Genomic DNA, 19,705 nt, shown 5'->3' on the forward strand with positions numbered 1-19,705 from the left:
GTAGGAGCGAACGAAGGCGTAGCACGCTGAGCAGAGCAATAATAACCGCAGTAAAGTATCAAGTATTGCGAAATGGCAATTAGTTACTGCGTAGCAAAAAAGGATTAAAAAAAATGAACATAGTAACAGTTAATAGTAAAGGTGGTGCGAGTAAGAGTACAACAGCATATCAGGTTGCATCTACTTATTTTATAGGCAAAAGTCAAGAGGTAGAACTTTTTGAATTAGATAATCAAAATAGAGACAGTGCTAATTTTACAAATTCTCAAATAAAATCATCACAAATCCAAGTTGATTTTGATAAACAATTAAACAACACTGTGAGAGATTTGTTTTTAAATCAAAAATCTCCAAATAAAGTAATAGATGTCGGTGGAAATCAAACAACTACAGAATTTATACAGGCATTAAGTGCTACTCATATGCATAATATGATTGACCTTTTTATAATACCAATAAGTGGTGGACATCAAGATGTTGTAAATGCAAAAGGAACTTATGACCTTATATCTAAGTTTGGGAAAAAGGTAATTTTTTGTCTGAGTAGGTCACGACACGCACAAAATAGTCCAAGATTAAAATTTCAATATCAAAACTTCTTTAAAACTTTCAAAAATCCTACTTATTTTGTTTTACAAGATAGTGATGTGATAGATTTGTCACGGACTTTTAAAAAATCGGTTTTTGAACTTGCAAATGATGAGACAGAGATTCAAAACATTAACTCTAAGCTTTTAGATGCATTCGATAATAAAAACAATGATGAGATATATCAATACTCACAAATTCTTGAGATTTTAGAAGATGCAAAAAAATATAAAGAGACAAATATCGATGTTGCCCACCAAGTATTAGACGAGGTGTTGAATGGTAAACAATGATGAGATAACTTTATCAGAGGCAAAAAGAGTTACAGCAGAATTAAAAGCATCTATTTTAAAACTTGATGTTTTAAATCAAGAGGTTGTAAATAATATTACTCAATTGAAAGAGTTAAATTCAAAAATGAAAGACTACACATTCATCTTAAACAAATTTGAGCCAAAAAATGAGCAAGAGATGATTAAGAACTACTCTCTTTATCTTTCCTTCCTTGCTCAAAAACTTGAAGATCTAGGGAAAAATCAAGAACTAAAAAAAATAGAAAGAATAATAAATGTAACGGATAAGATACTTAATCTGTCGGTCTTAAAAGTGGTGTTAATAGTTGCAGTTATAACAACTGGCATAAATTTCATAATCCTAAAATAAAGGTAAAAAAATGGAAGAAATAAAAAATAAAATAGATTTTTTTGAGAAGAATCTTAAAAAAATAGTAAAAAAAGACCTAAAACTAAAAAATGAAAATATTGAAATAAATGTGAAAGTAACAGGTGCAGAGGCAATACCTTTTTTTATAGATTCAGAAAATCAGCTGCTAGTAATAGATGAATATTTCCAAAATATTAAAACATTTTGGGACACAACTAATGTTCAGATTTTGGTTCAAAAAATCGAAAATAAATTTGAAGTTGAAGATATTCAAAATTATAAATTTTATTTTTTTGAAAAAGATGAAAATAAAATTATAGTAACAACTAGAAATATTGATAGTACAAAAATCTCAAAATATGAGCTTAAGGATTAAAAAATGAAAAAAATAATAGAAGATTTTCAAAAAAAATATCCTAAAAATATTGGATTAAATATCGAGTTTAATCCAGATTTAGAGTTAAAATCTGATGAAAAACTAGAAAATAGATACTTATTTGCTTCTTTAGATTTAACCGAATTTAAAGTCTTAACCATAAAAAACAACGGTGAATATGCAAGTCGTAATATAAATCAATCCCTAGCAAAAAAAGAGCTAGAACAACATTTCTTTCCTCAAATTATTAAGGAGTGGGGATTAAAAAATGAGAACGAGCTAAATAATGTCTCAAAAAAAATCCAAGAGCAAGAGCAAAAAATCAAAGATTTAAAATCTGATAATGTAAAAAGTAATGATTCAAAAATCGAACCAGAAAAAGAAAAAGATAATTCAGATTTTTTTAAAAAAGTTTACCAATTCAAATCAGATTTAAGCGCAAATATTAGGCTTATTAATGATGATTTCTCAGAGAAAATAAAACAAGCTGAAAAAATCGAAACAAATTTAAAAGATTTAAAAAATAACAGCAAAAAAATCGATTCAAAAATTAACGATTTAACAGATGCTTCTTTATCTCAAACACAAAAAAATAAATTATTTGCAGAATTAGAAAAAGATATTTTAAACCTTAAATCAACGGTTGAAAAATTAAAAGAAGAGAATCAAAACTTAAAAAAAGAGTTAGAGTTATTGATTGAAAAAAACAAAATAGAAAGCCAAAAGGCGGGTTTAGAAAAAGATAATTCTACTTTAAAAGATAAAATCGAAGCCCTAAAAGATAAAACTAAAAATTCTAAAGCAGAATTTCAAGAAAAAACAACTGAAAATAAAATCACATACAAAGAGTCAAAAGAGTCTCAATTAATCAAAGATTATGAAAATCTAAATGATAACCAAAAGGAGAAATAACAATGCAACCACTAAGTGACAGAATAGTATTTTACTACATTTTTTTCATTACTTTTTTTATCCTATTATCAATCCTTTGGGGTTTAACAAAAGATAAAAAACTTACAGGTTATCAGCGTTCAAATCGTACTAATCTTGTAATCAAACAAGGAATCATATTAGTATCACTAATTGCTTTATCTATGGGGTTAAATCACATCCTAACACTTGCTTTTGAGCAATTTCAAAATAGTATTAATAAAGCAGAGAGTGTTTTTAAACTCCAAGTTTTCGGTTTCTTAGCTTTATTTTTTTTAGTTGTAAACTATTTTTATAATTGTAAGTTGGAGTTAATAGATGAGAGGGTTGTAAAATTAAAGCAAGATACTTCTTTCGATATTTCTCCTGTGAAAAGAGCTGTTAAAAAAATAAAAGATTATGCACATTTTTATAGTGGGATAACTTATTATTATAGTCCAAAAGATTTAACAATTCAAAGTGTCGCAATCAACATTTCAAAAGTTGATATGCAGGAGTTCAAAGAGTTAGAAGATAAACCAGTTCAAATAACTGAATTTTATTCTAAGTTGATAAATTATATTAACATAAAAGCTAATGTCTTTGAATATCAAAAAATCTCTGATGAAGATTTACAAAAAATAAAAACAGTAAAAACTCTAAAGCTTCTAATTATCTCAAAATTCGATACTTTTAAAGAAAATCAATATTTCCCAAGTATCGGTCAATTATTTCAAATCGCAAGTCCATCAGAAACAGAGTTTTTGGCTTTTCTCAGAGACTACTCTCACGACAAATACTCTAGCTTAAGCCTAAAACACGCTATTTACTATATTAAAGGGGTATAAAATGGAAAATAATGATAATGGTAAAATAAGGGTTAATGCCTATACAAAAATAGATGATAGTGAAGAAAAATTACTTGATGAAGTTTTTTGGTCTAGTTTTTTATGGATTATTCTATTTTTAGTATTTAGTATAGGTTTAAAAATACATTTCTTTGGTTTTGCACTTTTTATATATTTTTTCTCATTTAAGTTTCAAAAAAATTTATTAAAAAACAAAAATAAATATGAAAAGATTAAAGAACTTTCACTCTTAAATAATAATAATCTTAGAGCTAAATATAGTGTGCACCTTGGGACTTTGGTAAAAAAGCATAAAAGTGATGTTGATGTTTTCCCTCCTTATAATCAAGTTAAAAATTTTTTTGGCTTTGATTATGAGCTTGAAAAACCAATTTCATCTGAGAAACTTACTTCAAGTAAAAGTAATGCAATTACTCCAGTGTTAATTGATGATTCAATCTTAACTGAACATTGTGCTTTAATGGCATCTTCTGGCGGAGGAAAGACAGAATTATTATTAAATTCGTATATAGAATCTAGTATATCAAGAGGAGCAGGAATATTCGCAATTTTTGGAAAAGCAGATAATGTAATGATTCAAAGAGTTCAATCTCTTTGTGCAACTTATAATAGACTATCTGATTTGTTAATTTTTGACTTCAACCTAGACAAAAGAGGAAAATTTAATTCAAACACAATAAACCTTTTTGAACTAGGTGCTTCAAAAGATATTATTACTATGCTAACAAGTATAGCAGACCTTGAAGGAAGTGATGAAGGTGGATGGAAGGCTAAAGCGAAACTATATCTATCTTCTCTTTTAAAAGTTATTTTAACTCTTAAAGATGCAAATTTTTTTTTAGATATTTCAAAAATTGACAAAGTCTTTAATTCAAGTAATAAGTTTGAGGAGTATCAAAAACACTTAGTAAAACTTGACTATTTTTCATTTAACAGACTAATGAGTGAAACAGATTTACTTTTAAAATTCTTACTAATTTTTGATGAAATTTATGAAACAAATAGAAGTGAAATAAACTTTAAGTTGTATGAAAAATTTATAAAAATAATTGAAGATGAGAGCAAAAACAATAGCTCATTATCTCATCTTGATAATAGTATAAAAAACCAATTTCATAATGAGTTGAAAAATGTTGTAATTATGCTTTCAAATGTACCAGATTGGGAAAAATTAAAAGAAACATATCTAAATGGAGTAATAACTGAGAGTGGAACTACTATTACAGGTATTGAAGCAGTAACATTAAAATATCCACAGAGAAGCGGTACATTCTATGCGTTGAATGAATCCCAAGGTTTGATGATTAAGCTAATTAACTTCTTTGACTCATTCGCACCCATCCTGAAGAATGTAAATAGCGATTTAAACATCTTAGATGCTGTTGACTCAAATAAAATTGTTATTGTGAATCTACCAGGACAAAATAGACTTTATGCTCAGATTTTAGCGGAGCTTTTAGTGTCAACTTTAAGACTATTAACTGAGAGAAGAGGTAAGGATTTTATTCCAGACACTACAACACTTTTAATACTTGATGAAATCAACTCATGGCTTAAAACAAAGAACAATCAAAGCCATGAAGTTGGAGATTTACTCTCAGTTTTTAGAGGGCTTTATATGGGAGCAGTCCTTGCATTTCAAAGTGATTTAAAAGAGACAATGGGTTCAGTTGATAACTCTCAAATACTAGCCAATGTAAAAACAATCATATCTTTAAAACTTGAAGATGTAGAACTTGTAAAGCTTCTTAATACAAAAGTGCAAAAAGTTGAAAAAATTACACTTGAAGAGAGTATGAAAAGAGATAAAAATCTAAAAAAATCTCGTAATAACGAAGACTCAAAACTTTCAAAAACCGAAGAGGATTTTTTTAAACCTGAAATGTTAAACAGTATAAAGAAAGGGGAAGGATACATAATTAAAAATTCTATAGCATCACCTTTTATGGCTAAGTATATGACCCAAAAAAGCCTGTACAAAACTACAAAAGATGATGTTGCTCTAAATAGATATGTAGACATTGATGTTATTAGAAAAAAACAAATTGAACTAGGAGTTTAAATGCCAAAAGAAACACTTAAATTAACTGCTTGGCAACAAGTTAAAGAAAAAGTTAAAAGATGGTTCGGAAAAGGTGAATATGGAACTTCAAGGGATTTTTTAACTCTTCATCAAATGAGAGAAAACTCTATAGATTTAGAACTACTACTTTTTACAAAAGAGTTTAAAGAAGAGGGTTTGAAAAAAGATGTTTATGGAACTAACTATGAATTAAAAAAAGAGTTTCGTGAGTTTGAAGAAAAAAAAGCTAAAGGTGAATTTTTAAGTGGAAATGAACAAAAGGCTTTAGATTTTATAAAAAACTATAACTCAAAGCTTTCAGAACTTGATTTAAAAGTTGATGAATTAGCCCAATTAAAAAAAGAGATAGCAACCATTAAAAACGCAATTAATGGTAATGATTCAGAAATTAAAAAAGAAGAAGAATTACAAAGCTACAGAACCTATAAAGAGATAGAAAAAGAAAAACAACGAGCTAGAGAACAAAGATGGAGAGAGAAAGGATTATAAGATGGTAACAAATGCAAAAGATGAAGATTATAAAACTTTTTCATCTAAGCTAAGAGAGATTCAAAGTTCTAATCATGATGTTCTTGGACTTATGGCTTTAATTGATATTTATTATTTAACCAAAAAAGAATTAGCAAAAAAAGAGCTAAATAGACTGGAAAATCAAAATGAAACTGTAACAGAAAAAGAGAAGTTAATTAACGATTTCTTCGAGCAAATGACAGAAAGAATTAATATTATTGAAAAAGCTGAAAGTCTTGATTTAAAAGAGTTTTTAAATAGTAATAGTTTGTATGAAATTTTTGATGATAAAAAGTTTGAAAAATATATCAATCCTCAAAACATAAAAGAAAATATATCAGAAAATGTAAAAGGAAATGAGCATGAGTTCTCAAGAGAAAAAGAAAGATAACTTAGAAGTTTTACATGAAGCTTTAGGTGAAGAGATAATTAAACAAGTTGTCTCAAAGCTTGATATTTATGAATCAAAGATAAAAGATATATTTGAAATTATGGAAGAGCTTCAAGAGATAATACTTTTACAAGCAAGTGAGCAAAAAGCAAAATTAAACTCTCAAAGTGAACTAGAGATAAATGCTCTCATCTCAAAATCAATGGAAGAGTTTGAATTGCAGTTTGAAAAAATGTTGAATAATCAAAAGACAAAAAGCAATAATAAGGTTGTCTATTTACTAATAGTTATTGTTTTTTTACTTTTTGCATTGTTCTTTAAATGATAATTTAAAGGATATAAAAATGAATATGCAGAATATACAGTTGTTATCTCCCACTGAAATTGCAAAAGCAATTGGAGAAAAGAAATCTACAGATTTAATTGGAAATGCAAATAATATTACAGTACAGAGCTTATCAAATCTAAAAAAAGCAAATCCAAATAAATATGAGGTAGTTGTTTTAGGCTTAGTAGCTAAAAAATTAAATATAAATGTAGATGATTTAATATTCTTAAATGAATTCAAAAACAATTCTGAAAAGAGTCTCTCATGAAAAAGTATATATTATATATTTTTTTACTACTTGTTTGTTCAACAAATAGTATAGGAGCTGAAATAATAAGATACCAAACTGAAAATAGAAGCTCTTTATTAGATAATAAAATGGCAAGTACTATAATCAAAGGTGCAACTTCAAAAGATTTAAATTTTAATACAAGTACTCCAATATGTAATGATTTGTACAAATATGTTTATGATGAAAATGAAAATATTAAATATAAATCAAAAGTAGATGCCCAAAAATATCTAATCGATTTTAATTATAAAGAGGGAACTTTTACTTGCTCTTATGTGAATGAAAAAGAGTTTGGAAATGCCAGCAAATCAATAATTCTTTCAATTCCAAATTATACCTTACTTTTAGGGTATATCGATGGCACAAAATCAGGGAAAAGTTTGGTTGATGTACCTACAGAGATAAATGATGTATATAATTTATTTAATGGTGAATATAAACCTTCAAATCTTAGTGTATTACCAGAGTTCGAACACTATGAAACTACTTGGGAAGCAATTAAAAAATTAGGGAATAAAATACTAACTATTGGAAATAGTACAGATGATTCAGCTAGTTTAGTGACAACCGCATATGATGTAATGTCAAGAGCTAAGAGTTTAGGACTTACATTTTTGGGTCAAAACACCGATAAAGAAAATTTTACAGTATCTCAATTCGTAACAGGTTTAATAACTTTAAACAGTAGTGTTGTAACTGGTGTAGATTCAATGGGAGATATTAGTATATCTTCTGGTATTGAAAATAAAATGGCTATTTTAGATTCAGTTGAGTATCAAAAAGGAATATGGGATAAATTTAAAGATAAAGTTTCAGAAGTTTATAAAAGTGCAACTGGAGATGGAATTACAGATGTAAATTATACAAATGTATATAGTTTTGAACAGTATTTCGATAAAAAGATATTTGCCTTGTATTACAGATTTATGTCTCTTGGGTGGCAATCAATTTTTGATTATGCAGGAGTTTTGATACTTGCAATGGTATTTTTATATTCAGGTGGAGTAATTGGATATAAATATGTAATGTTTAGAATTAATAACAATAATGAAAACAAAGAGTGGGATTTTCCTTTTTCAAGTAGGTTCGTAGCAATTAGTGTTATGTTAGTTGTATTTTTTCTTCATTTTCCCACGGGAAATTCTCAAACTGTATCATTAAACAATAATGATAGTGATAAAATGCTAGAAGTAAATACTACTATTAATAATCAAAATATACAAATGGATTCTTATTCAACTGTCTTCAAAGAAGTAATTGGCTTTCTAGCGAGTATGGGAGCTCAAATAGCTGATTTAACTGCATCAAATATTGGTGTTATTTATATGACTTACTTAACCGAAGTAACTCACACGAAAGGTTATGCAGACACAATAACACTACTTAATCAAAATAGAAGAGATATTGTTGAACAAGCAGTGCTTCAATCATTTTTTAAAGATAACTGTATAGCCTCTCATAAATCAATTTATAAAAATCATAATGGTTTTCAGATGGCAGATTCTCACATTGATTTGTTGTGGGGTGTAAACACTGGAAGTAATAAAATCTTTAATGATAGTGGAACTATATCACCTCTTATGTGTAAAAATTTAGAGACATCTTTAATGATAGGAAGAGAATATTTAAAGAGAACCAAAGCAGTTAGTGAAAAAACTATTTCAAATCTATCAAAAAACTCAAATGTAAATTTTACGACTAATAATAGTTCATATACAACAATGAGTCATTTATATATTGATACTCAATTATTGGGGTTTAAGAGTATAGGTTGGTTTATGGCTTCAACACTTCCTGTGAGTCATGTTTTTATGTTAAACTCAAACATAATTAATAATGCTTATGATGGATTATCAAGAACAACCAATGGTGAAGCAGTAACTACCATGTTAGTTAATAAAGCAAACGATATATATGAAAAAGATGGTGAGAATGTAAGTAAACAAACGCTTGACACAGAGATTCTAAATTCAACAGCGAGTAACTGGATTAAAAATTCTTTCTCTACAATGATGTCTTATCAGGTATATAATATGTTTCCTTTTTTTGGTGAAATTAGACAATTTTTTGAAAAAGCTGTTGAGGGAACAGGTGAGTCTTTATTTGAAATCGCAGGAATATTTCTGCCACAAAGTAAGCTTTCGTCTTTTGCAAAATCTTCTTTAGATAAATTTGTAAAAGAGACTAATGAACAAAAATCAAAAAATAGTAAAGAGAGTAATATCTTTAATCAAAAAAATATAGATGTATTAAGTTCTGGATTTAAGTCATTCCTATCTTATACAGTTAGTTTTACACTTGCAGTAATCGTATATAAACTTATGATTCAAGGAATTTTCGCAGCAGTTGTTACACTATTAGCAATATTAAAAATAGGTTTGTATTTTTGGGATTGTTTTATGTACTTTTTTGTATCTCCGTTTATGGTACTTTGGCAAATGACAGTTAAAGAAAAAACAAATAGAGTAAATGCTTATTTCGTGGATGGATTTGTGCTTTTTATGGCAAGACCTACACTAATGGTAATTTCTTTTTTTATGTTTATAGTTAGTTATGAAATTCTTATTGCACTTTATTCCCTCTTATTTGATGTGATTCAATCAATGTTAAATTTATCGAATTCACTATATGAAGATTCTAGCATTGCAACTTCAGTTGTTGCACAAAGTGTAATTAGAGGATTTGCGGATATATTCGTATATTTTATCGGGATGATATTAGCTTATGTCATTATTTTAAAAGGTGATGACATGGTACTAGCTAAATTCAAATATAAAGATGATAGTGATAGTGGATTAACAAATTTACTTGGTGAGAGAATTCAAACATTAGGAGGAGCAAGAATTTAATTCTTGCTTTTTTTTATTTTATAAGTTTTACAAAGGTATCAAAATGAAAAAAATAATAAGAAGTGAACTAACAAAATCAATCAAATATTTAGAACAAAACTTACTAAAAGATAAGTTAAAAGTTAGAAAATTAAGAAACAGTTGGTTACAAGTTTTAAGAAAAATAATTTTATATGTTTAATTTATAGTAAATTAATAATTATTCTATTATATTTTAGAATACCTAAAACAAAGGAATATCAATGAGAGAAAAAGACCCATTAACAAAAGTATATGTTGAAGAAGGATTTTTTGAGAAGTCTATATTTGTTATAGATAAATTCTTGTTTTTTAGTATTATATTTGCACCATATATGATGGTGTTAAATGATATATATCTTAATAAGCTCGTACATAATAATGTATTTTGGATAAAAAGAGCAAAAATATATTTTACTTTTATTTTAGTAATGTATTTAATTTTATGGGGAGTTTATTCTCTTAGGACAGAATATGCACTTATGACTTTAGTATTTGTTTATGGATTTTTCTATCTTATTTGGAAACTTCAATTAAATTATGGGCATTTGTTTGCACCAGAGGGAAAAGAATACACCCCTACAGAAGAAGAACTAAAAAATATCATAGCTATTCAAAATATAGATAATGATGCTGAAAATCGTAAAAAGAAAATAAAATTTAGAACTATTTTTGGTGTATTTTTTGTTTTAGCATATATATTTATATTTAATGTTATGTATCATTCTCATTACTTAGCTTCAATATTAAGTCTTTTTTTAATAGCAGGTTATGATTATTATGAACAAAAATATTTTAAAAGAGATAAAACTGAATTATTTTGGAAAAAAAGAGTTATGTTTTATGTCTTAGTGCTTAGTCCAATTTTAGTGGTATTAAACTTTATAATATACAATTAAATTAAGACAAGGAGAAAGGATTAAATCCTTCCACTCCCTTATTTAACTACCTATTATTATCCTTCTCCATCTCATCCCTAATCTTAGAAACAAACTCTTTACTTGATTCATTAAAATCAAGTTTATTAATATCAGTCCATCCTTTTTGTTTCATAAGTTGAACAATCAATTTAGCTTCTTGCTCAGTAATTTCTCCACTGCTTAAAATCTCATTTATAGAATCAATAATTTCAATATCTTTATCTTTTGATTTAGAAGTAATTTTTACAGAATTATTCTCTTTTTTAATGTAGTATCTTGATAAATCAATATCACTTTCAAGATTGTAAATATCTTTATAGATTTTATTTTGGAAAGAATCAAAGAATTTTAGATTTTGAATATTTGATTTTTGTTTTAAATCTAAAGTATTAGTTACATTTGATTTTGCATTATTTTGCAAGTGAAATAAAATTGTACTTTCATCTAGTCCAATTTGATTAAAATATACAGAGTAATTTTTATCTTCATAGCTAAATTTTAATCCCATCTTTTTTCTTTTACCTTGAATATTTTGATTTCTAAATCCTAAATCTTTATATCCAAATTTTAAAAGTATCTCTTTTAGTTCAACTTCATTTTTTGCATATTTTAAAGCTTCTAAAATATCATTTTTAACAGCATTGTTAAAAGATAAAAATTTATCACTACTTCTAAACTCTGTTTTACTTTTACCTTTCATATTATCAAGTATTAAATCATTTGAAGAGATTATTGGAAAGATATAATCTCTTTGTTTTAACTCATCAATTATTGTTGATTGAAAACCATTTGTATATTTGATGTAATCTCTAGCTAAAAAGTTATCTCTAGTCATTAGCTCTTTTAATTTTTCTTTATCTTTATTTGCAATTGCAATTAAAGTTTCATTTGTAATTTCATCAATTGGAATAGGGTATATATTTCTTATATTATTACTTCTAAACTCAAAATCTAAATCTAATCTGTTTAATCTTTTTTTGATATTGTTCATAGCTTTAATATAAAACTGTAAATTACCAGTTGCTGTTGCATAATCATATAAAAGCTCTAAGTTCTTAGTTAAATCATCACCTTTTGAATTAACATAGTTTATTACTTGATTATCTGTCATTTTTTGAGTGAACCAAGAAAATCTTGAACACTTTTCCATTAAGCCTTGATATTTATTTACACTTCTTTCTTTTTCTTCATCAAAGTGAAATACAAGATTATATTTACTTGCAACAGTTTGTAAATGCTTTTTTAAATGGTAATAATTTAAACCAGTTTGTTTTGAAGAGTCAAATAAAAAGTGAAAGTGTGGCTCAATATTATCAAAATCAATTTCACTACTAAAAGCTCTATTGTGATAAGCACTTAATGTATCACTTGCTAAATCAAAACTCTTATTAGAAAAATACTCTTTTTTATTTCCATTTTTATCAATGTATTCTCTAGTTTTTACTCTAAATGTATATTTGGTATTAATTATCTCATCAAGCATTAATTTCATTACATTGTTTATTTTATCTTTTGAATTAAATCCATTTGCAATTAACTGGCTTGTATCAATAGAACATTTAAAATGAGCTTTGTGTTTTAAAGGATTATATAAACCAAGAGTATTATAAATAGTTTCTGCATGGTCTAATATGTGTAAATCAACTCTATATGATGATTCATTCTTGCTCATAGAAATCCTTTATAAAAAAGCTTGACGATAGTTAAGCATATAGCTTAGTCATTGAAAATATTTTAGCAATTTATTGCTTAATATTTTTTATGACATTACCTGATTATATATTTTTGTTCTATACTAGAATTATATTTTATATTTATTGATTTAACTTTGATAATACTATATAATTATTTAAAATATTTTATATAAGCTAGATTATATATGATAATAATTGATTAAAGGCAAATTAATGAATATTGATGATTTTATATCAAGTAATAAACCTAGAAGTAAAAAATCTATATTTGATGAACATTTAGAAGATATAAATAAACTTCTTGAATTGAATTATTCTCAAAAACAAGTAATTGAATATTTGAAAGCTAAATGTAAAAATAAAACTGGATTGAGTGAACAAAACCTTTCTTTTTATTTGAAAAAATCAAAAAATAAAGTTTCTACAGAATTGAAAAATACTGATGATGAAAAATCAAATAAGGTAATAAAAGAGAATGTTGAAAAAAAGCCTATTGATATTTTTGCTAATTTGAAAGGAAAAGATTCTAAAACTTCTTTAGAGCAAGATATGTTAGATTTTGTGAAAGAATTAAAGAAATAGCATTATTTATTACAATATATTTAAAATTATTAATTAATAAGTATAGTTATTATAGAATTGTTATATGAATTATAATAGGTATGGTAATAATGATAGATTTTGAGAAATTTAAAAAAAATATTTTGACAATTTCATTTTTTAGTTTTTTGATATCAATAGGATATATTGTTTATACTGAATTTATAAAAGAGGATAAAGCTATTTTATCTTTTGATATGGTGTCTGTATTAAATGTTTTGGATGTTACAAATAAATTAGATGATGATTTAAAGGTTTTATATAAAAATATTGATATTTTAAAACAAAATAAAAAATTATCTATTATTAATATAAAAATTGAAAATAAAGGGAATATGCCTATTCTATTAGAAAATTATGATAAAGAATTTCCTCTAGGTTTTTCTTTAGATAATGGTAATATTCTTAAAGTGAATATAATTGAATCTTCATCAGAATATATTTCACAAAAATTATCAAAAATTGAATATAATTACGAAAAAATCATTTTACCTTACATGATAATTGATTCACATAATTATTTACTTTTATCAATACTTGTTTTACATAATGAAAACACAGAAATACTTATTAATCCTTTTGGAAAAATTGCTAATATTAAATCTTTTTTAATTGAAAATGCATATAAAAAGCAAAATTATTCATTTTGGGATGATTTAATAGAAGGGAGTATATGGATAAAAATTGCAAGGTCTTTTTTTTATTTCTTTTCATTCCTTATAATTATTTTTATCATTGGATTTACTATAGCTACACCTATTATTATTTATTCTAGTATAGAGGATATAATAAAAAATTATATTAGAAAAAAGAATATTGAAAAATATAAAAAATATATGATGAATAAATGTGGTGATATTGATGAAATAATTTTTGATTTATATAAAGAAGAAGGAGATTCTTTTGTTGATAAATTAAAAAATGTATATAATGAAAATTATAATGAAATTATATCTGATTATAAAGAAATTAAAATATCAAAAGAGAAAGAAAAAAAGAAAAGAGAAGAAAAAGAACCTATAGTTAATAAAATAGAAGAATATAAAAAATACTCAAATTATAATGAAGTAAATGATTTGATAAAGAAAAAAATTTTAGATGATGAAGGTAATATTGATAGTAAAGTTAGTGAAGCTTTTAATAATTTTCGAGAATATTTATACAAAAATTCGTAATCTTACTTAATAAATAAGATTACTAAAATGTACTTACAATAATATTTTTTGACTTGCATATGTTGCGTAAGCTAATGGTTTCTTAATATCATTATTTCTTTTATTAATTTCTGAATAAATTGTATATGCACTTGAACCTAATATTAATGAGCCTCCCAAAATTGAAAGATTATTGTTGTTAGAAAGTGCTGTCAATCCTCCTCCTACTAAAGGCATTATACCTTTAATAACTATATCTCCTATTGATGTATTCATAGCTTCTTTTATTTCTTCCATTTGTTTCTTTAATTCAGAAATTTTTATTTCTTCATAGTCTGCTTTACTTTTATCCATATTTAAAATTTCTATACTAACTTTTTCAATTTCTGTTCTAAAATCATTTAATAAATATCCATATTTATTTTTGAAATCTATAATATCTTTTATTGAAACTACTTTTGTTGGAACAGGTAGTATTTCATTTAAAATATTCTCTCTAATTTCATTAAGTACTAATTCATTTTGAATAAGAGGAATATTATTTTTATCATTCAAATCAGTTAATACAGTCGCTTTTATTTTACTTAAATGACTTAATTGCGTAGCAAGTCCTGACATAAAAGTATTAGATAGTGGTGTTGGCATAAGTACCCAAGGATAATAATCAGCTTCTTTTATTATTCCCATTTTCTTTAATTTATTACTTATACTACTCAATTTTTCTAAATGTATCCGAGAATATGAATAATAATTATTCTTATTATTTTTATACCAATTTTCTGCAATTATTAAAAAATCATCAAAAAAATATTTCAATTGTTCTTCATATTCCATAGGTTGAATTAACTCAATAAATTTGGCTTCTTTTAATTCATTCATTGATTTTGATAATAAATCTTTATTTACTGTATATTCATATGGTGCTATTGAGTAAAGTTTATCCCAATATAATAAAGTTTCTGTAAGCCATTTAGATTCTGGAATATCTATATATGGAAAATATATTGCATTTTTATTCATTTGATTTTTCTTTTTGTAATTTAACTGAAGATATTCTATCATGTAATATATTAAATAGTAACAATACCTCTCATATTTTTGGTTAGTGTTATTATATTAATTATTTTTTAACCACTTTTTCTAAATCTTTAAATACACTTATTATTGTATTAGTATTTTCTTGTTTATTATCAAAAAATTCACTTAATGTTCCTAAAACTAAAAGTCCTAATCCTGCAACACTTGAAGCAGAAGTCAAAGAAGGTGGTAAATTCATTACAACAGATGCTAAGCTTAATCCTGAACCTGATAGATTTAGAGAAGGGCTATATGTATTTAATAATGTAGTAAGCTTTCCATTTGCATTCTTTTGTGCTAAATCTACTGATTTTTTTATTTTATCTATATTTACATCAGCATTAAGTGAACCACTTTGGGTAATAGCTTCTAAATATTCACTATGAAAATTATTATAGTTAGAAATAATTTCAACAAATTTGTTATAAGGAACATCTGAAATAGATGAAAATCTTATTTCTGATAATAGTCTTTGGCTAATTAATGAGCCTAGTATTCCTTCATAAGCATATTTACCTCCATCTTTTCCAATTAAATCAGTATAATCTATTTCTTTTTCTATAATTCTTGTATATTCTTCTTTAGAACTAGCTATCGTATATGGGTGTAATTTACAAAGTTTACAAATTGATAGCATGTTAATCATCGTTATTAGGGACATACTTAATGTTACCTTTTGAGCAACTTCATTTATTAATCTCTTCGAGTCATTATTCCAACTAAAAGGATTAGGGATAATTACTATCCTTCCTTTTTCAGCTAAAGGTAATAATTTAACTAAGTCAATGGCTACTTGAGCTAACTGTATAGAATTAATTGATTTAGCATCTTTATTAAAAAGTATTCTTTCATATATATAATCTATAAGTACTACTCTATCACTAATTAAAAAACCAGTTTTAACTGCCATTTCAAAATTTTCATGTAAACCAAATAATCCACCTTGAACTTTGGAATCTTCTTTATTTTTTAAAATATCAATTGAACTTTGTGAGATTTCCCATATTTTAGTAAATTCTAATATTAACTTCTTTTTATTTTTTTCAGTTACATTTATAGGATTAAATGTAATATGATCATTTTCATCAATTTCTATCATAAGATTTCTTTTTAATGACTTTATGTATTGGATTGTAAAATTATTATAGTTCATATATTATCCTGTTATATTTCTGTATCTAAAATTTCTGTTAATTTTAATTTCATAAAATTTAAATCATGTCCTGTATAAGTAGAAACAATAAGTTTGACTTCATCTAGTCTTTGATAATTTTCAACTTGATTTTTAATTATTTCTGATAAATTTCCATATTCATAACTATTCATAGTTTCGAAATTTCTTAGATAATCAATTGCTAATGCTAATGTTTTTGAAGGTATTTTTTCCTGACATAATTGTTCATAAAAAAACATATTATCTGAAGACAAAAATTCATCATTATCATAAAATAACATATCAATATGCCTCCAAAAGGCAATTTCACTTATATTCCATAAATATTTTAGGTAGTCAGCAATATAATCTTGCTGATGTCTTTTTCTATTTACTTTGAGTGCAATTTCATCATCATTCATGGACTCAACAATCTCTTTTACATCTTCATCATCAAGTTCTTCTAAACCATAGTGTAAATCTTCAGTCCAAAAAAAACTCATCAAGTTTTCTTTAATTTTTTCTAACTCATTTCTCATAAATATCCTTAAAAATCAATAAAGTAATTATATAATAAATTGCTATCTTTTAATTCTTTATATCTTATTTAGTAAATGAAGTAAGGGCTCTTTTTAATATGCTCTTGTTATTTATCAATTTTTATATTTAGGGAGTATCCTAAATTTAATTTTAATTAATTTCATCCAACCAATTAGCCCACCACTGCATCAATTCTTTTTTTTCTTCATAATATTTCATTTTAGAGTCTCTATTATAAGCAGCTTTTACTTTATTAGTTTCTGCATGAGCTAGACAAGATTCTATAATATCGCTATTAAATCCATGTTCTTTAATTTTTTCATGAGCTGTTGTTGAAAACATAGCTCTAAATCCATGTGAAGTTATTTTATCTTTGTATCCAAGTTTCATGAGTGCATGATTTAATGTCGCATCAGAAAAGGGTTTTAAATTAGAAGTAGGTGAGGGAAATACAAATGTACTTTTTTCAAAAGAATATGATTTTATTGTTTCTAATATTTCGAGAGCTTGTTTTGGTAAAGGTAAAACAAAATCTTTTTTTGTTTTCATCTTATTAGCTGGTATGTCTAAATACTCTTTTTCAAAATTTACTTCATTCCATTCAAGAAATCTAATATTAAAGGGTCTTAATGCTAAATAGGGAATTATCTTTAATGCACATACTACTGATATATCAGCTCTATAAATTTCTCCATAAGTTTTTATATCTTGCATTAATTCTTTTATTTCATTTTCTTTTGTAAGTGTAGCTCTATGAGTTACTATTTTTTTTGCAAAAATTGTTCTTTTATCTATATCTGCAATTATATTATGTTCTACAAAACCATAAGTCACTGAATACTTGTAAATTCTTTCAATTACATTTAAAATTCTTTCTGCAATTTCAAAATGCTCTTTTTCTTGTAATCTCTGAATAATATTTAAAATATCTAATCTTCCAATAGTTGTAATATCTTTATTTCCTATATATGGATATACATGAAGTTTTAATCTTTTTTCATTAAGTTCATAAGTAACTGGTTTCCATTCACTTTTCATAAGAGTAAACCATTTTTCAGAAATATACTTAAAATTAGCAGTAACTTCAAAATTTGAGCTTTTAGATTCAATAGGATTAATATTGTGACTTAATTGTTCTTTTGCTTTTTCTCTTTGCTCTCTGGCTTCTTTTAATGATATTTTAGGATAAACTCCAAAACTCATAGATTTTCTTTTTCCTGCATACGAAAAATCAAATCTAAAGAATTTACTTCCATTTATTTTTACAACTAAGTATAAGCCTTGTCCATCAGATAATTTATATTCTTTATCTTTTTCTTTAGCTTTCTTAATCTCCGTATCTGTGAGGGGTTTTGTAATTTTTGCCATTTTATTACGGTATCACTTTCATTAATTTACACTTTTTAGTATTTTATACCGTAAAGAATACCGCAATAAATTTTATATATAGATAAATAGGAACACACAGAAATAAACATAAAAGGAAAAAGAGTTTCGATTTTATCGGGGTTTGAGGATAAAAATAAACATGAAAAAACAAAGTAGTGGTACCGCTAGTCGGACTCGAACCGACACACCAAAGGCGAGGGATTTTGAATCCCTTGTGTCTACCAATTTCACCATAGCGGCATGTTTTTAGAGAATAAAAAAAGAACCCATTGAAAAATGGATTCTTTTTCTATGATAAAGATTATTTAGCTGATACAGCTTCTTTAAGAGCTTTTCCTACTTTGAATTTCGCAACAGTAGTAGCTGGAACATCAACAGTTTTATCAGTACCTGGAACTTTTGCAGTTCTTGCAGCTCTATCTGCAACAGTAAATGTACCAAATCCAATAAAGCTTACAGATTCTTTTTTTACTAATGCTTCTGTAATTGTGTCTAAAACAGCATCAACAGCACCTTTTGCATCTTTTTTAGATAAACCAGCTTTTGCAGCTACTGCATCGATAAATTCTGCCTTGTTCATGGATGAACTCCTTGTATAAAATTAAATTGTGAAAACTTTATAGTATTTAAGCTTTGAAATAGCTAAAATTAGGGAGCTTAGAGAAAAAAATATAAAAAAAATAATCAAAAATCGTTTTTTTTATTCAAAAGAACTCTTTATGCTTAATAATCTACAAGAATTTTCTAATATTGCTATTTTTTTTACCAATTCATGAACATCTCTATCATAAACGTAAGTACCTATTCCTTTTATTATCATAACGTTATGATTTGACTCTTTTAAGTATTTAGTTATTTCAAGTGCATTTCTTTTATACCAAGTTGAAAAATTACCAGGATTGTATATATCAATTTCTCCAAAAATAGTTTTTCCAAAGAAATCTTCAAAAACAATTTTATTATGTTTTAATGTATACGCAGTAGTATAAATAGGCATTCCAAATGCTATGTATTTTGCCTCATGTATATTTGTATAAATAGTTGCGTGGATATGAGATTCAATACTTGCAATATTCCATCTATAATCTTGTTTATTTATATTTAGTGAACAAAATGATTTTTCATCCATTTTATCAAAAATTGCATCACCTGTATTAATTATAAAATTATATTGATCTAGTTTTGCAGAAATTGCACCGTGATAAATACCAAAAAAATTTTTACTAAACATTGTTACAGATAAATCAGAAAGTAATTTTATTGTATCTTTATCCATCATTTTAAAAGCCTCAAATATATTTT

At 25.6% G+C, this 19,705-nt stretch carries 22 protein-coding genes and 1 tRNA gene; 15 read left to right on the forward strand and 8 right to left on the reverse strand.

Going from position 1 to position 19,705, the window contains the following annotated elements; all coding sequences use genetic code 11:
- Positions 1-113 precede the first annotated feature (113 nt).
- From ABLL_RS06905 to ABLL_RS06960, 13 genes are all read left to right on the forward strand, one after another.
- Entirely contained in the window at positions 114-881 is a 768-nt protein-coding gene (locus tag ABLL_RS06905) for a division plane positioning ATPase MipZ (RefSeq protein ID WP_014474069.1), read from the forward strand.
- Positions 868-1,251 (forward strand): hypothetical protein, encoded by a 384-nt coding sequence (locus tag ABLL_RS15105; protein ID WP_014474070.1) that lies wholly within the window; start codon positions 868-870, stop codon positions 1,249-1,251. The genes ABLL_RS06905 and ABLL_RS15105 overlap by 14 nt, the downstream gene beginning before the upstream one ends.
- Before the next feature lie 10 nt (positions 1,252-1,261).
- Positions 1,262-1,627, forward strand: a complete 366-nt coding sequence (locus ABLL_RS06915) for a hypothetical protein (protein ID WP_014474071.1) — start codon at positions 1,262-1,264, stop codon at positions 1,625-1,627.
- A 3-nt stretch (positions 1,628-1,630) separates the two neighbouring features.
- On the forward strand, positions 1,631-2,539 hold the full coding sequence (locus tag ABLL_RS06920) for a hypothetical protein (protein WP_014474072.1): 909 nt from the start codon (positions 1,631-1,633) through the stop codon (positions 2,537-2,539).
- Positions 2,540-2,541: 2 nt separating this feature from the next.
- Positions 2,542-3,384, forward strand: coding sequence for a hypothetical protein (locus ABLL_RS06925; RefSeq protein ID WP_014474073.1), 843 nt, complete (start codon positions 2,542-2,544; stop codon positions 3,382-3,384).
- A 1-nt stretch (position 3,385) separates the two neighbouring features.
- The gene (locus ABLL_RS06930) at positions 3,386-5,467 is read left to right on the forward strand and encodes a TraM recognition domain-containing protein (RefSeq protein ID WP_014474074.1); all 2,082 of its coding nucleotides are present in this window, start codon (positions 3,386-3,388) and stop codon (positions 5,465-5,467) included.
- Complete coding sequence (locus tag ABLL_RS06935) at positions 5,468-5,977, forward strand: hypothetical protein (RefSeq protein ID WP_014474075.1); 510 nt, start codon at positions 5,468-5,470, stop codon at positions 5,975-5,977.
- 1 nt (position 5,978) lies between these two features.
- Complete coding sequence (locus ABLL_RS06940) at positions 5,979-6,389, forward strand: hypothetical protein (protein ID WP_014474076.1); 411 nt, start codon at positions 5,979-5,981, stop codon at positions 6,387-6,389.
- Positions 6,361-6,714 (forward strand): hypothetical protein, encoded by a 354-nt coding sequence (locus tag ABLL_RS06945; protein WP_014474077.1) that lies wholly within the window; start codon positions 6,361-6,363, stop codon positions 6,712-6,714. The genes ABLL_RS06940 and ABLL_RS06945 overlap by 29 nt, the downstream gene beginning before the upstream one ends.
- 19 nt (positions 6,715-6,733) lie before the next feature.
- Positions 6,734-6,985, forward strand: a complete 252-nt coding sequence (locus ABLL_RS06950) for a hypothetical protein (protein ID WP_014474078.1) — start codon at positions 6,734-6,736, stop codon at positions 6,983-6,985.
- Positions 6,982-9,858 (forward strand): hypothetical protein, encoded by a 2,877-nt coding sequence (locus tag ABLL_RS06955; protein WP_014474079.1) that lies wholly within the window; start codon positions 6,982-6,984, stop codon positions 9,856-9,858. The genes ABLL_RS06950 and ABLL_RS06955 overlap by 4 nt, the downstream gene beginning before the upstream one ends.
- 43 nt (positions 9,859-9,901) lie before the next feature.
- Positions 9,902-10,039: a hypothetical protein gene (locus ABLL_RS15050; protein ID WP_014474080.1), complete on the forward strand. Its 138-nt coding sequence runs from the start codon at positions 9,902-9,904 to the stop codon at positions 10,037-10,039.
- A gap of 61 nt (positions 10,040-10,100) precedes the next feature.
- Positions 10,101-10,775, forward strand: a complete 675-nt coding sequence (locus ABLL_RS06960; RefSeq protein WP_014474081.1) for a hypothetical protein — start codon at positions 10,101-10,103, stop codon at positions 10,773-10,775.
- 46 nt (positions 10,776-10,821) lie between these two features.
- On the opposite strand, the gene ABLL_RS06965 is transcribed toward ABLL_RS06960, so the two are convergent.
- A complete protein-coding gene (locus tag ABLL_RS06965) occupies positions 10,822-12,468 on the reverse strand; it encodes a hypothetical protein (protein WP_014474082.1) in 1,647 nt (548 codons plus the stop codon).
- Between the two features lie 235 nt (positions 12,469-12,703).
- Here ABLL_RS06965 and ABLL_RS06970 point away from each other — a divergent pair, with 235 nt between their 5' ends.
- Together ABLL_RS06970 and ABLL_RS06975 are read left to right on the forward strand one after the other, a co-directional pair.
- Positions 12,704-13,072 carry a hypothetical protein gene (locus tag ABLL_RS06970; protein WP_014474083.1) on the forward strand — a complete coding sequence of 123 codons (369 nt, stop codon included), beginning with the start codon at positions 12,704-12,706 and terminating at the stop codon, positions 13,070-13,072.
- Between the two features lie 89 nt (positions 13,073-13,161).
- Positions 13,162-14,265 (forward strand): hypothetical protein, encoded by a 1,104-nt coding sequence (locus ABLL_RS06975; RefSeq protein ID WP_014474084.1) that lies wholly within the window; start codon positions 13,162-13,164, stop codon positions 14,263-14,265.
- Between the two features lie 33 nt (positions 14,266-14,298).
- Here ABLL_RS06975 and ABLL_RS06980 read toward each other — a convergent pair whose 3' ends face one another.
- The 7 genes from ABLL_RS06980 to ABLL_RS07010 all read right to left on the reverse strand — a co-directional run bounded on the left by ABLL_RS06980 (position 14,299) and on the right by ABLL_RS07010 (position 19,682).
- A complete protein-coding gene (locus tag ABLL_RS06980; RefSeq protein ID WP_014474085.1) occupies positions 14,299-15,264 on the reverse strand; it encodes a DUF6236 family protein in 966 nt (321 codons plus the stop codon).
- Between the two features lie 100 nt (positions 15,265-15,364).
- The gene (locus tag ABLL_RS06985) at positions 15,365-16,474 is read right to left on the reverse strand and encodes a hypothetical protein (protein ID WP_148268895.1); all 1,110 of its coding nucleotides are present in this window, start codon (positions 16,472-16,474) and stop codon (positions 15,365-15,367) included.
- An 11-nt stretch (positions 16,475-16,485) separates the two neighbouring features.
- On the reverse strand, positions 16,486-17,013 hold the full coding sequence (locus ABLL_RS06990) for a hypothetical protein (protein ID WP_014474087.1): 528 nt from the start codon (positions 17,011-17,013) through the stop codon (positions 16,486-16,488).
- Positions 17,014-17,164: 151 nt separating this feature from the next.
- A complete protein-coding gene (locus ABLL_RS06995) occupies positions 17,165-18,382 on the reverse strand; it encodes an integrase arm-type DNA-binding domain-containing protein (protein WP_014474088.1) in 1,218 nt (405 codons plus the stop codon).
- Positions 18,383-18,559: 177 nt separating this feature from the next.
- A tRNA-Leu gene (locus tag ABLL_RS07000) sits at positions 18,560-18,643 on the reverse strand.
- A gap of 61 nt (positions 18,644-18,704) precedes the next feature.
- Positions 18,705-18,983: an HU family DNA-binding protein gene (locus ABLL_RS07005; RefSeq protein ID WP_014474089.1), complete on the reverse strand. Its 279-nt coding sequence runs from the start codon at positions 18,981-18,983 to the stop codon at positions 18,705-18,707.
- Positions 18,984-19,103: 120 nt separating this feature from the next.
- On the reverse strand, positions 19,104-19,682 hold the full coding sequence (locus ABLL_RS07010; RefSeq protein ID WP_041654748.1) for a class II aldolase and adducin N-terminal domain-containing protein: 579 nt from the start codon (positions 19,680-19,682) through the stop codon (positions 19,104-19,106).
- Between the last annotated feature and the right edge of the window lie 23 nt (positions 19,683-19,705).

The sequence above is a fragment of the Arcobacter sp. L genome (assembly GCF_000284235.1).
Taxonomy (GTDB): domain Bacteria; phylum Campylobacterota; class Campylobacteria; order Campylobacterales; family Arcobacteraceae; genus Aliarcobacter; species Aliarcobacter defluvii.

Bases quoted from the DNA above. Each gene is read 5' to 3' on its own strand.
- ABLL_RS06930 (WP_014474074.1), top strand. From the start codon at position 3,386: ATGGAAAATAATGATAATGGTAAAATAAGGGTTAATGCCTATACAAAA.
- ABLL_RS06925 (WP_014474073.1), top strand. From the start codon at position 2,542: ATGCAACCACTAAGTGACAGAATAGTATTTTACTACATTTTTTTCATT.
- ABLL_RS06935 (WP_014474075.1), top strand. From the start codon at position 5,468: ATGCCAAAAGAAACACTTAAATTAACTGCTTGGCAACAAGTTAAAGAA.
- ABLL_RS06945 (WP_014474077.1), top strand. From the start codon at position 6,361: ATGAGTTCTCAAGAGAAAAAGAAAGATAACTTAGAAGTTTTACATGAA.
- ABLL_RS15050 (WP_014474080.1), top strand. From the start codon at position 9,902: ATGAAAAAAATAATAAGAAGTGAACTAACAAAATCAATCAAATATTTA.
- ABLL_RS06950 (WP_014474078.1), top strand. From the start codon at position 6,734: ATGAATATGCAGAATATACAGTTGTTATCTCCCACTGAAATTGCAAAA.
- ABLL_RS06940 (WP_014474076.1), top strand. From the start codon at position 5,979: ATGGTAACAAATGCAAAAGATGAAGATTATAAAACTTTTTCATCTAAG.
- ABLL_RS06955 (WP_014474079.1), top strand. From the start codon at position 6,982: ATGAAAAAGTATATATTATATATTTTTTTACTACTTGTTTGTTCAACA.
- ABLL_RS07005 (WP_014474089.1), bottom strand. From the start codon at position 18,983: ATGAACAAGGCAGAATTTATCGATGCAGTAGCTGCAAAAGCTGGTTTA.
- ABLL_RS06960 (WP_014474081.1), top strand. From the start codon at position 10,101: ATGAGAGAAAAAGACCCATTAACAAAAGTATATGTTGAAGAAGGATTT.
- ABLL_RS06905 (WP_014474069.1), top strand. From the start codon at position 114: ATGAACATAGTAACAGTTAATAGTAAAGGTGGTGCGAGTAAGAGTACA.
- ABLL_RS06985 (WP_148268895.1), bottom strand. From the start codon at position 16,474: ATGAACTATAATAATTTTACAATCCAATACATAAAGTCATTAAAAAGA.
- ABLL_RS07010 (WP_041654748.1), bottom strand. From the start codon at position 19,682: ATGATGGATAAAGATACAATAAAATTACTTTCTGATTTATCTGTAACA.
- ABLL_RS06965 (WP_014474082.1), bottom strand. From the start codon at position 12,468: ATGAGCAAGAATGAATCATCATATAGAGTTGATTTACACATATTAGAC.
- ABLL_RS15105 (WP_014474070.1), top strand. From the start codon at position 868: ATGGTAAACAATGATGAGATAACTTTATCAGAGGCAAAAAGAGTTACA.
- ABLL_RS06990 (WP_014474087.1), bottom strand. From the start codon at position 17,013: ATGAGAAATGAGTTAGAAAAAATTAAAGAAAACTTGATGAGTTTTTTT.
- ABLL_RS06970 (WP_014474083.1), top strand. From the start codon at position 12,704: ATGAATATTGATGATTTTATATCAAGTAATAAACCTAGAAGTAAAAAA.
- ABLL_RS06915 (WP_014474071.1), top strand. From the start codon at position 1,262: ATGGAAGAAATAAAAAATAAAATAGATTTTTTTGAGAAGAATCTTAAA.
- ABLL_RS06980 (WP_014474085.1), bottom strand. From the start codon at position 15,264: ATGAATAAAAATGCAATATATTTTCCATATATAGATATTCCAGAATCT.
- ABLL_RS06975 (WP_014474084.1), top strand. From the start codon at position 13,162: ATGATAGATTTTGAGAAATTTAAAAAAAATATTTTGACAATTTCATTT.
- ABLL_RS06995 (WP_014474088.1), bottom strand. From the start codon at position 18,382: ATGGCAAAAATTACAAAACCCCTCACAGATACGGAGATTAAGAAAGCT.
- ABLL_RS06920 (WP_014474072.1), top strand. From the start codon at position 1,631: ATGAAAAAAATAATAGAAGATTTTCAAAAAAAATATCCTAAAAATATT.